At 74.2% G+C, this 10,842-nt stretch carries 12 protein-coding genes; 6 read left to right on the top strand and 6 right to left on the bottom strand.

Annotated features, from left to right (window positions below; translation table 11 throughout):
* Positions 1–223: 223 nt before the first annotated feature.
* Positions 224–817, bottom strand: coding sequence for a pentapeptide repeat-containing protein (locus C1I99_RS23480; RefSeq protein ID WP_111136375.1), 594 nt, complete (start codon positions 815–817; stop codon positions 224–226).
* An 81-nt stretch (positions 818–898) separates the two neighbouring features.
* On the opposite strand from C1I99_RS23480, the gene C1I99_RS23485 reads away from it, so the two are divergent.
* Positions 899–2,131 carry a serine hydrolase domain-containing protein gene (locus C1I99_RS23485; RefSeq protein WP_111136376.1) on the top strand — a complete coding sequence of 411 codons (1,233 nt, stop codon included), beginning with the start codon at positions 899–901 and terminating at the stop codon, positions 2,129–2,131.
* Between the two features lie 58 nt (positions 2,132–2,189).
* Entirely contained in the window at positions 2,190–2,831 is a 642-nt protein-coding gene (locus tag C1I99_RS23490) for an NAD(P)-dependent oxidoreductase (RefSeq protein WP_111136377.1), read from the top strand.
* 351 nt (positions 2,832–3,182) lie between these two features.
* On the opposite strand, the gene C1I99_RS23495 is transcribed toward C1I99_RS23490, so the two are convergent.
* Positions 3,183–3,647 (bottom strand): PPOX class F420-dependent oxidoreductase, encoded by a 465-nt coding sequence (locus C1I99_RS23495; protein ID WP_111136378.1) that lies wholly within the window; start codon positions 3,645–3,647, stop codon positions 3,183–3,185.
* 55 nt (positions 3,648–3,702) lie between these two features.
* Positions 3,703–4,380, bottom strand: coding sequence for a DUF6642 family protein (locus tag C1I99_RS23500; RefSeq protein WP_111136384.1), 678 nt, complete (start codon positions 4,378–4,380; stop codon positions 3,703–3,705).
* Between the two features lie 303 nt (positions 4,381–4,683).
* Between C1I99_RS23500 and C1I99_RS23505 the strand changes: the two genes are divergently transcribed.
* Positions 4,684–5,460, top strand: coding sequence for a D-Ala-D-Ala carboxypeptidase family metallohydrolase (locus tag C1I99_RS23505; RefSeq protein ID WP_111136379.1), 777 nt, complete (start codon positions 4,684–4,686; stop codon positions 5,458–5,460).
* 101 nt (positions 5,461–5,561) lie between these two features.
* Here C1I99_RS23505 and C1I99_RS23510 read toward each other — a convergent pair whose 3' ends face one another.
* The 3 genes from C1I99_RS23510 to C1I99_RS23520 all read right to left on the bottom strand — a co-directional run bounded on the left by C1I99_RS23510 (position 5,562) and on the right by C1I99_RS23520 (position 8,141).
* On the bottom strand, positions 5,562–6,002 hold the full coding sequence (locus tag C1I99_RS23510; RefSeq protein WP_233512670.1) for a hypothetical protein: 441 nt from the start codon (positions 6,000–6,002) through the stop codon (positions 5,562–5,564).
* 160 nt (positions 6,003–6,162) lie between these two features.
* Positions 6,163–6,912 carry a response regulator gene (locus tag C1I99_RS23515; RefSeq protein WP_111136385.1) on the bottom strand — a complete coding sequence of 250 codons (750 nt, stop codon included), beginning with the start codon at positions 6,910–6,912 and terminating at the stop codon, positions 6,163–6,165.
* The gene (locus C1I99_RS23520; RefSeq protein WP_111136381.1) at positions 6,891–8,141 is read right to left on the bottom strand and encodes a sensor histidine kinase; all 1,251 of its coding nucleotides are present in this window, start codon (positions 8,139–8,141) and stop codon (positions 6,891–6,893) included. Before C1I99_RS23520 ends, C1I99_RS23515 begins: the two co-directional genes overlap by 22 nt.
* Positions 8,142–8,274: 133 nt before the next feature.
* On the opposite strand from C1I99_RS23520, the gene C1I99_RS23525 reads away from it, so the two are divergent.
* The 3 genes from C1I99_RS23525 to C1I99_RS23535 are packed head-to-tail and all read left to right on the top strand — an operon-like array spanning position 8,275 to position 10,738.
* Positions 8,275–9,228, top strand: a complete 954-nt coding sequence (locus C1I99_RS23525) for an ABC transporter ATP-binding protein (protein WP_111136382.1) — start codon at positions 8,275–8,277, stop codon at positions 9,226–9,228.
* Complete coding sequence (locus C1I99_RS23530) at positions 9,225–10,010, top strand: ABC transporter permease (protein WP_111136383.1); 786 nt, start codon at positions 9,225–9,227, stop codon at positions 10,008–10,010. The genes C1I99_RS23525 and C1I99_RS23530 overlap by 4 nt, the downstream gene beginning before the upstream one ends.
* Positions 10,007–10,738 (top strand): YqeB family protein, encoded by a 732-nt coding sequence (locus tag C1I99_RS23535; RefSeq protein ID WP_233512671.1) that lies wholly within the window; start codon positions 10,007–10,009, stop codon positions 10,736–10,738. Before C1I99_RS23530 ends, C1I99_RS23535 begins: the two co-directional genes overlap by 4 nt.
* Positions 10,739–10,842: the final 104 nt, after the last annotated feature.

Consider the following 10,842-nt stretch of genomic DNA (forward strand, 5'->3'; position numbering starts at 1 on the left):
CTCCCCCACCGACCGTCCCCCGGCGGACGCGACGCCCACTGTGATTCGTTTCATGTGGGCGCTGGCTTGACCGTTACGCCAGATAGGACAGTCACGCGTATCCAGTCCGCTACCGTACGGCACCGGACATCGAGCCGGAAGGGGGTTGCCGCTCGCGCCGTTCGATGTCCAGCTGCCTCGCAGGCGGGCGGCCCCGTGAGCGTCGGCGGCACCCCGAGGAGGCTCAGGCGAACCGGAAGCCGAGTGCCTGCGCGATCACCACGGCCTGCTCGGGGTCGATGCGGGCCCCGGCCCGCTCCACCACGGTCGGGTCGAGCGCGGTCAGGTCGCTGCCCCGCAGGTCGGCGCCGGTCAGCCGCGAGCTGTGCAGCTGGGCGCCGGAGAGGTCGACGCCGGTGACCGTGGCGCCGGTCAGGTCGGCGCCGGTCAGGTCGACCTCGCGCATCCGGACGTCGGTGAGGCGCACCCCGCGCAGGTCGGCGCCCGGCAGCGCGACGAACGACCAGTCCCCGCCGGTTACAGCGAACGGGCGCAGGTCGCACTGGTCGAAGGTGCTGCCGACCAGCTTGCAGCCGGTGAACTCGGCCTCGAAGAGGTTGCACCGGGTGAACACGCAGCGGGTGAAGGCCGAGTCGACGTGCCGGGAGGCGTTGAACCGCACGTTGCCGAAGGTGCACCCGGTGAAGACCGACCGTTGGCTGACCGCCTCGGTCAGGTCGACGTGGAAGAACTCGCAGCCGACGAAGTGCCGGTCGACCAGTTCCTCGGCGTACCAGTCCTCGTGGCGGAAGGTGGCGCCCTCAGTCAGCTCCGGCATCTGGCCAGGCTACTGACGGGGACCGACATGGGTGTGTCGTGACCCTTCCGGCGGGGCGTACCGGCCGGTAGGTTCGGCGGCGTGACTGTGGCGCGGAGCATCGATCCGGAACAGATCGGCTTTGACCCGGCGCGGCTGGGGCGGATCGACGAGCACTTCGGCAGGTACGTCGACGACGGCCGGCTAGCCGGCTGGCAGGTGGTGGTCACCCGCCGCGGCGAGGTCGCCCACGCCTCGACGTACGGGCTGCGCGACGCCGAGGCCGGTAGGCCGGTGGAGCCGGACACCCTCTGGCGGATCTACTCGATGACCAAGCCGGTCACCTCGGTCGCGGCGATGATCCTGTGGGAGGAGGGCCGGTTCGAGCTGACCGACCCGATCAGCCGCTGGCTGCCGGAGTTCGCCGACCTGCGGGTCTACTCGAAGGGGTCGGCGCTCAAGCCGTACACGGTGCCGGCGGTCGAGCCGATCCGGGTCTGGCACCTGCTCACCCACACCGCCGGCCTGACGTACGGCTTCATGCAGACCTCGGTGGTCGACGGCCTCTACCGGGCTGCCGGCTACGACCTGTACCCGCCCGCGGGCGTCGACCTGGCCACCGCCTGCCAGGCGTTCGGCGAGCTGCCGCTGCTCTTCCAGCCCGGCACCGCCTGGGGCTACTCGGTCGCCACCGACGTGCTCGGCCGGCTGGTCGAGGTGGTGTCCGGGCAGAGCCTGGACGCCTTCTTCGCCGACCGGATCTTCCGCCCGCTCGGCATGACCGACACCCACTGGTGGGTGCAGGGGGACAGCGCCGACCGGCTCGCCGCGCTCTACGCGCCGGACCCGCGCACCGGCCGGGCGTTGCGGTACGACAAGCTGGGCGCCCTGGCGTACGACAAGCCGGCCCTATTCTCCGGCGGCGGCGGCCTGATCTCCAGCGCCGCTGACTACCACCGCTTCACGCAGATGCTGCTGCGTGGCGGCGAGCTGGACGGCGTACGCCTGCTCGGTCCGCGCACCGTGCGCTTCATGACCCGCAACCACCTGCCCGCCGGGCAGGATCTGGAGACCCTCTCCACCGGCGGGTTCGCGGAGACCACCCTGGAGGGGATCGGCTTCGGCCTGGGCTTCGCCGTGGTCGACGACCCGATCCCCAGCCGGGTGCCGAGCAGCGTCGGCGAGTACTACTGGGGCGGGGTGGCGAGCACCGCGTTCTGGGTCGACCCGGCGGAGGAGGTCACCGCGCTCTTCTTCACCCAGCTGCTGCCGTCGAGCACCTGGCCCATCCGGCCGCAGCTGCGCCAGCTGGTCTACTCCGCGCTGCTTGACTGACCCGGGCGGGATCGCCGTTCCGCCGACGGGCGACGGGCCCGGTCCATAGCCTGGGGGCGTGAGCAACATCGTCGTGTTCGGGGCGGGTGGCACCGCGGGGTCACGGATCACCACCGAGGCGGTCAACCGGGGCCACCGGGTGGTCGCGGCGGTACGCCGCCCCGAGGCCACCTCCTACCTGCCGGCGAGCGTGCGCCTGGTGACCGGCGACGCCACCTCGGAGCGGGCTGTCCGGGACCTGGTGCCGGACGCGGACGCCCTGGTGGTGGCGATCGGCGGCGGCGAACGCGGGCTCTGGCTGGACGCGGCACGGACCCTGGTCGGCGCGCTGCGCGGCATGCCGGCCGCGCCCCGGATCATCCACATCGGCGGCGGCTCCACCCTGCTCACCCGGAAGGGCACCCGGTACCTCGACGAGCCGGACTTCCCGGACGAGTACCGCGACGCGGCCCTGGGCCAGGCCGACGCCCTCGACTTCTACCGCTCCTCGGCCGACGGAGTGACCTGGACGTACGTCTCCCCGCCACCGCTGGAGTTCCACCCCGGCGAGCGGACCGGGCACTACCGCACGGGCGGCGACCAGCCGGTCACCGACGACCAGGGCCGCTCGGTGCTCAGCTACGAGGACCTGGCGGTGGCGGTCGTCGACGAGATCGAGAACCCGCGCCACGAGAACACCCGCTTCACCGCCGCGTACTGACTCGTCGGAGGTGCTCGCGGGCGTGTGGCCCGCGGCGGCCCCGCCGGATGGTGGCGGGCCCCTACCGCGCCAACCTGCACCCGCTGCCGGCGCTGTCGCGCTGCCCCTACCGAGGGGCAGCAGCTGTGGCCGCCCGCCGGAGCCGGCACCTCAGGCCGCCTGGGGAAGCCGGCACTTCAGGCGCGCCCGGGAAGCCAGCACCGGGGCGGTCTCACAGACGGGGCAGCTCGACAGCGTGCGCACCGCACTCTCGCGCCGTCCGGGCGCTCCGCCACACTGGCGGAGGGACCGCCGACCGGACCGGCAACAGGGCCCGACGGTGGTCGGCGGGGGCGCCCCCTGGGAGAGCTGTCAGTCGGCGAGGCGGGCGGGGAAGCCGCCGGTGGCGATCGGACCCCAGGCGTCGATGGTGACCCGGATCAGTGACTTGCCCTGGCGGACCATGGCCGCCCGGTACTCGTCCCAATCCGGGTGCTCCCCGGAGATGCTGCGGAAGTATTCCACCAGCGGCTCCAGCGCCTCGGGCAGGTCCAGCACCTCGGCGGTGCCGTCGACCTGCACCCAAGGGCCGTTCCAGTCGTCGGAGAGCACGCACGCAGCGACCCGCGGGTCTCTGCGGATGTTGGCGACCTTGGCCCGTGCCGGGTACGTCGAGACGACCAGCCGCCCCTCGCCGTCGACGCCCGCGGCGACCGGGGAGGACTGCGGCCGGCCGTCGACACGGGTGGTCATCAGCACCACCTTGTGCCGCGGCCGGAGGAACTCGATCAGCTCGGCCCGGTCCACCCGGGTGTTCGTCGCGATGCTTTGTGCCACGGGTCGTTTCTACCAGGACCCGGCCGCCCGGGCCGTCCCGGCGTGATCGACTCCGTCACGGCCGGGCGGACACCCCGGCCCCAGGGCCGCCGCCGTGGGGGCGGGCAGCAGCCCGGCCGCCGGCCGGCTGGGCCGGCACCCGGTTGCGTACCGCCGGCCGCCAGGCACGGCCGTTGGCGTAGATCACCCGGAAGCCGAGGTACGACGCCAGCGGCGCCCAGTGCGCCGAGCCCATCCGCAGTTCGGCGGCGTTGTGCCGCTGCCCGTTGGCCAGCACGTCGAGCAGCACGGTCTCGAAGGCGGCCGATTCGACCCAGTCCACCTCGCGGGTGAAGCCGCAGATCAGGGCCGCGCCGGTGGCGTTCAGGAATTCGCGCAGCACGGCGTCCGGGGCGCGCAGCACCGAGCAGCTGCCGAAATAGAGCCGACGGCCGTCACAGCGACCGGCCATCAACTCCGCGACGTCGGCGAGTTCCACCGATACCCAGTCGGTCAGGCAGAGCCGGCTCGGTTCGCCGTGCATCGCGAAGAAGCCGACCCGGTAGTCGGCGTACTGCTTGAGCAGCCACCGGTCGATGAAGTAGAAGAGCTCGTCGCGGGTGGCCGCGTCCTTGTGGATGAACCGGATCTTGCCGAGCCGTTCGAGCAGTTCCAGGGTGGGCAGCACGGAGCCGCGCTCGTTGAGGTCCCGGTGCCACTGACCCTCGACGCAGAAGACGCCTCCGCGCGCCACGCCCACCTCCCCGTCCGCCGCCGGCGCTGACGTTACCGGCTCCACCGCCGGAGAGAACATCACCCTCGGTGTGGTGGCACGTGGCTTTCTGTGCTGTTCACGCATTCCTGCCACCCCTCGGGGGTGAATGGCCGTTTCGCAAATGGAGTAATTCACAGCTGATCCCCAGGAACGGCAAATCGTGAGGACAATTCTCGTTAATCCCCGTCAACTGGGCCGGCTGGTGTCAAGGTGGAAATCGCGGGACGTCCCGGTCGATGTCCCGGAGGCCACCCCATTCACTCTCCTATCGGGAGGACTTCTGTGCGCATGAAGACCTTGAAGCGGGCTGCCGTCGCGTTCGCCCTGGCGCTGCCGGGAGCCGCGATCGCCTCGGTGGTCGCCGCGCCGGCGGCCCACGCCGACAGCTGCTACACCTGGCAGCGCAACCTCTACCAGGGGCGCTCCGGCGATGACGTCCGACAACTGCAGATCCGCGTCGCCGGCTGGGCCGGCAACCGGGACATCGTGGAGAACGACGGCATCTACGGGCCGAAGACCGCCGCCGCGGTCCGGCGGTTCCAGGCCGCGTACGGGCTGCGGGTCGACGGCATCGCCGGGCCGCAGACCTACGGCAAGCTCTACGAGCTGCAGGACAACGACTGCACCCCGCGACACTTCAGCTTCAGCGAGATGGACGACGGCTGCGGCCGGGGCGGGTGGAGCGGAGGCCCGCTGTCAGCCGCCCAGACCCGGCAGAACGCCCTGCGCACCATGTGGAAGCTGGAGGCGATGCGCCGCAGCCTCGGCGACGAGCCGCTCTACGTGACCAGCGGGTTCCGCAGCCGAACCTGCAACGACCAGGTCGGCGGGGCGTCGGACAGCCAGCACCTCTACGGCAACGCCGCCGACGTGGTCTCGCGTACCTCATCGCTGTGCGAGGTGGCCCGGGACGCCCGCCACCGCGGCTTCAGCGGCATCTACGGCCCCGGCTACCCGGAGCACGGCGACCACCTGCACGTGGACTCGCGCCGGGAGAACAGCAGCGACCGGACCGCCAACACCACCAGCTGGAACGCGCCGGACTGCGGGGTCCGCTGAGCGACGAGGTGGGACGACGCCGGCCCGGCCCGGGTGGGGAATCCCCGCGCACCGGGCCGGCGTCGTACTGCCCGGGTCGACGCTGGCGGGCGTACCGCCGCTCAGCTCGCCCGGGGCCAGCGCGGCGCGGTGGCGGGGGGAGCCACCGGCCGGCCGGGGCCGGCGGGTCGAACCGCGGGCCGCGCGCCGGGCGCGACCACCCGGGCCGCGGCCTGGCCGCGGACGGGATGCCCGGCGGGCGTACGCGGCGGGTAGGCGGCCGGTGTGCGGGCCGGCGCGGAACTGTTGACCGTGAACGGGAAGGGCACGTGCACGAAGGGGTTGCCGTGCCGCACCAGGGCGTCGATCTGCCGCTCGTTGAGCCCGTGCGCGGCCAGCACCCGCCGGCCCCACCGGTGCAGCCGGCAGGGGTACGTCGCTCCGTCGTTGCGGCACAGCGGCCCGGCCGGCCACTCCTCGGCGGCGTGCACGACCACCGCCCGGACCGCGAGCCGGACGTCCTCCGGGCTCAGCTGTGCCGGCACCGGCACCTCGCCCAACACCTGATCGATGGGATCCGTCGACTGCTCACCAACTCGCACGGCAGGCCTCCCGCAGTTCCGGTAGCGGTGCGGCTGACGCGCCACACCACATCCTCGGCCAGTGGTACGGCCCCCACCCCCCCGACGGTTCAATCCCGGTAGGCGGTCAGCAACTCCCGGGTCAGACCATTCCGGCGTCGTGCACCAGCAGCGCCACCTGCACCCGGTTGTTCAGGTCGAGCTTGACCAGCAGCCGCGACACGTACGCCTTGACCGTCGCCACGCTCATGAACAGCTCGGCGGCGATCTCCGCGTTGGTGCGGCCCTGCCCGAGCGCGACCGCCACGTCGCGCTCCCGCTCGCTGAGCCCGGCGAGCAGCCGCACCGCCCGCTCCCGGCGAGGTTCCGGGCCGGCCGGCCCGCCGGCGGCGACGTGGTCGATGAGCTTGCGGGTCACCGCCGGGGACAGGGTGGCCTCCCCCGCCGCCACCCGGCGGACCGCCCGCACGATCTCCGCCGGCGGGGTGTCCTTGAGCAGGAAGCCGCCCGCCCCGGCGCGCAGCGCCCGCAGCACCTGCTCGTCGGCGTCGAAGGTGGTCAGCACCAGCACCTCCGGCGGGTCGGGTGCGGCCCGCAGCGCCTCGGTGGCGGCGAGCCCGTCCAGCCGGGGCATCCGGATGTCCATCAGCACCACGTCCGGCGCGCACGCGGCGACGGCGGCGGGGACCTCGCTGCCGTCGGCGGCCTCGCCCACCACCCGCAAGTCCGGCACCCCGCCGAGGATCATCGACAGGCCGGCCCGGACCAGCGGATCGTCGTCGACGATCAGCACCCGCACCGGCTCGTCCGGCGCGGCCCCGCGGGCACCGCCCGCCGGGTCGGGACGGCCGGGCGCCGCCTCGGGGCCGGTCACGCGGGCCACGGCAACCAGGCGGCGAGCCGGAAGTCGCCGGAGTCGTCCCGCCCGTACTCCAGCCGGCCACCGGCCAGGCTGACCCGCTCGGTGATCCCGACCAGGCCGGTGCCCGTCCCGGGCAGCCCGGAGCCGGCGAGCCCGCCGACCGGCCAGCGGTTGCGGATCTCGACGCTGAGCCCCTCCCCCGGCCCGCCGGTCAGGCCCACCGTGACCGCCACGCCGGCGGCGTGCTTGCGGGCGTTGGTCAGCCCCTCCTGCACGATCCGGTAAACGCTGCGCCCCACCGCCGCCGGCACCCGCTCCGGCGCGTCGACCAGGTCGGCGACGTTGACCCGCACCCCGGCGGCCCGGGACTCCGCGATCAGCGCGGGCAGGTCGGCCAGGGTGGGCTGCGGGCGCTCCGGAACCTGCTCGCCGCCCGTCTCCGCGCGGAGCACACCGATCACCTCGCGCAGGTCCTGCAGGGCGGCGTGCGCACTGCCACGGATCACCCCGGCGGCCCTCGCCACCTCCTCCGGCGGCGCGTCGGGGCGGAACTCCAGCGCCCCAGCGTGCAGGCTGAGTAGCGAGATCCGGTGCGCCAGCACGTCGTGCATCTCCCGGGCGATACGGGTGCGCTCCAGCTGGCGGGCCTGCTCGACACGGAGCTGCTGCTCCGCCTCGGCCCGCTCGGCGCGTTCCCGCAGCGACACCACCAGCTGCCGCCGGGCCCGCACGAACATCCCCCAGGCCAGCACCGAGAAGCTGATCACCACCCCCCAGGCGGTGACCGCCCAGTACGGCAGGGCAGGGTCCGGCCGCAGGTACCCGAAGGCGAAGTTGGTGAGCAGACCGGCGGCGGTGACCGCCAGCGCGACGGCCGTCCGGCGGTGCACCACCACCGTGAAGTAGATGATCAGCAGCGGGATCGCCGCCGCCATCGAGAACAGGGTCAACGGCAGGGTCGCGACGGCCAGCCCGAGCGGCCACCTGCGGCGTACCCAGAGCAGGGCGCAGCAGACGAGCCCGAGCAGCGCGTCGACCGGAACCATCCACCGCTGCGGCAGCGGGGTCGCGAACTCCGGGTCGGGCGATGCCGCGTCGGCCGTGGCAAGCACGACCCAGCCGAGGCCGAGCAGAAAGCAGAGGCTGTCCACGATCCAGTCTCGGGTGGTGCGCCGGGGGTGCGGCCGGGCCTGGCCGGCCGCCCCGGCCAGCGACCCCGGCAGCAGCCAGGGGTGCTCCGGTACGGCGGCGCTGGTCACGCCGCCATGCTAGGCAGCCGACGGACGCGCCGACCAGCTACCAAAGTCGACTCCCGCGCGTCGACCAAGGTAGCCACCGCCCGAGACCGCCGGCCGTCGCGGGCGACCGGCCGGCGCGGGCAGCCTGATCGGCATGATCAGCGTCGACCACCTCACCAAACGGTACGGGCGGCACATCGCCGTCGACGATGTGTCGTTCCACTGCCGGCCGGGAACCGTCACCGGCTTCCTCGGCCCGAACGGCGCCGGCAAGTCCACCACCCTGCGGATGATCTGCGGGCTCACTCCGCCCACCGCCGGCGCGGCCACCGTCGGCGGCCAGCCGTACCGGCAGCTGCCCAACCCGGGCCAGGAGGTCGGCGTGCTGCTGGACGCCTCGGCCCAGCACGCCGGGCGGACCGGTCGGGAGGCGCTCACCGTCGCCGCCGACACGATGGGCGTGGAACGCGACGAGGTGACCGCCAAGCTCGACCTGGTCGGGCTGGACGCGACCGCCGCGAGGCGGCGGGTGCGGGCGTACTCCCTGGGGATGCGGCAGCGACTCGGCCTGGCCCACGCGCTGCTGGGCGACCCCCGGGTGCTGATCCTCGACGAGCCGGCCAACGGCCTGGACCCGGAGGGGATCTTCTGGATGCGCGGCCTGCTGCGCGACTTCGCCGACCGGGGCGGCACCGTGCTGCTCTCCTCCCACCTGCTGCGCGAGGTGGAGGCGGTGGCCGACCGGCTGGTGGTGATCGGGGGCGGCCGAGTCGTGGCCCAGGGCGACAAGGACGACCTGCTGTCCGGCGCGGGCACCCGGGTGCAGGCCCGGAACCAGCAGGCGCTGCGGCGTGCGCTGGACTCGGCCGGCCTCGACGTGGTCAGCGACACCGACGGGGGGTTGCTGGTGCACGCCGAGGCCGAGGCCGTGGGCCAGGCCGCGGCCGACGCGGGAGTGGCCCTCACCGAGCTGCGTCCGGCCGACACCGGCGGGCTGGAGCAGCTCTTCCTCAGCCTCACCGCCGGTGGACCGACCACCACCGCCGAGCCGACCACCAGCGGCGAACCGACCGCCGCCGGCGAGCCGACCAGGGAGGACGCCCGATGACCACCGCCACCGCCGCCCCGCCCACCGTGACGCCCCGCCGGGCGGTAGGCCGCCCGTCCCTGCTCCGGCTCACCGCCGTGGAGCTGCGCAAGCTGGTCGACACGCGGGCCGGGCTCTGGCTGCTGATCACGATCGGCGCGGTCGCCGCCGTCATCGTCGTCCTGCAACTGGTCTACGCCGACGAGGCGGCGCAGACGTTCCCCAACTTCTTCACCCCGTCGCTGCTGCCGGTCGGGGTGCTGCTGCCCGTACTGGGCATTCTGTCGATCACCGGGGAGTGGTCCCAGCGCACCGCGTTGACCACGTTCGCGCTGGTGCCGCGCCGGGAGCGGGTGGTAGCCGCCAAGCTGGCCGCGGTGGTACTGGCGGCGCTGGCCTCGGTGCTGGCCAGCCTCGCAGTCGCCGCGGTCGGGACCCTGATCGCCGGGGCCACCGGCGGCGCGGGCAGCTGGCGGGTCGAGGGGACGCTGATCCTGCACGCGGCGCTGTTCCAGGTGGCGAACGCGCTGATGGGCGCCGGCTTCGGCCTGCTGCTGCTGAACACCCCGCTGGCGATCGTCGCCTACCTGCTGCTGCCGACGCTCTGGTCGGTGCTCGGTGAGCTGGTGCGGCCGCTGCGCGGGCCGGCCAGCTGGCTGGACACCGGCCGCACCATGGAGCCGCTGTTCACCGCGGACCTGACCGGTGAGCAGTGGGCGCGGCTCGGGGTGTCGCTGCTGGTCTGGCTGGCCGTGCCGGTCGCCGCCGGGCTGCTGCGTACGCTGCGCCGTGAGGTGGCGTGACGGTGGATGGTCACGGCGCCCCGACGGTGGTCAGCGGCGGCCCGGCGGAGCTGGCGCTGCTGTGGGGCGGCTTCCCCGCACTGGGCGCCGGGGCCGGCTGGCTGCTCGCCGCCGGCGCGGGGTGGCTCGCCGGCCTGCCGTGGGCCCCGGCACGGGAACTGTTCGCGCTGGTCGCCGGGCTGCCCGACGCGCGGGCCACGGTCGCCGGCGTGGCGGTCGGCACGCTCGGCGGCCTGGTGGTGGCCGGCCTCGGCACCGCCGAGCGGGTGGTGGTGACGGTCGACCGAGAACGGGTACGGCTGCGCCGCGGCGGCACGGAGCGCGCCGTCGAACGGCGGGCGGTCCGCGCGGTCTTCCTGGACGGCGGGGCGTTGGTGCTGCTCGATGCGGACGACGGGGAGCTGGCCCGGGAGCGGTCGGACCTGTCCGGCGCGCGACTGCGGTCGGCGTTTCGGGCGCACGGCTGGCCCTGGCTGGGGGCCGACCCGCACCGGGACGCGTACCGGCGGTGGGTGCCGGGGCTGCCCGGGTTGCCGGCCGGCACGGACGCCCTGCTGCGGGCCCGGCAGCGGGCGCTCGACCGGGACCGCGGCGACGAGGCCCGCGAGCTGCGCGGGGAGCTGGCCCGCTGCGGTGTGGTGGTCCGCGACGACGGGCGGCGGCAGTGGTGGCGGCTGACCCGCTCGGCCGGAGCCCCCGGCGACGTGCCCGCCGACGACCCGGGGTGAGGGGTAGCCGACGCGCACACCTTGCCGGGCGATCTCCTCGTTGGAGATTTGTCCGCCTCGCCCGTGGGTATCAGCCGCGCACGCAGCGCGCCGGGCGGGATGGG

This window comes from Micromonospora deserti (assembly GCF_003236335.1).
GTDB lineage: Bacteria > Actinomycetota > Actinomycetes > Mycobacteriales > Micromonosporaceae > Micromonospora > Micromonospora deserti.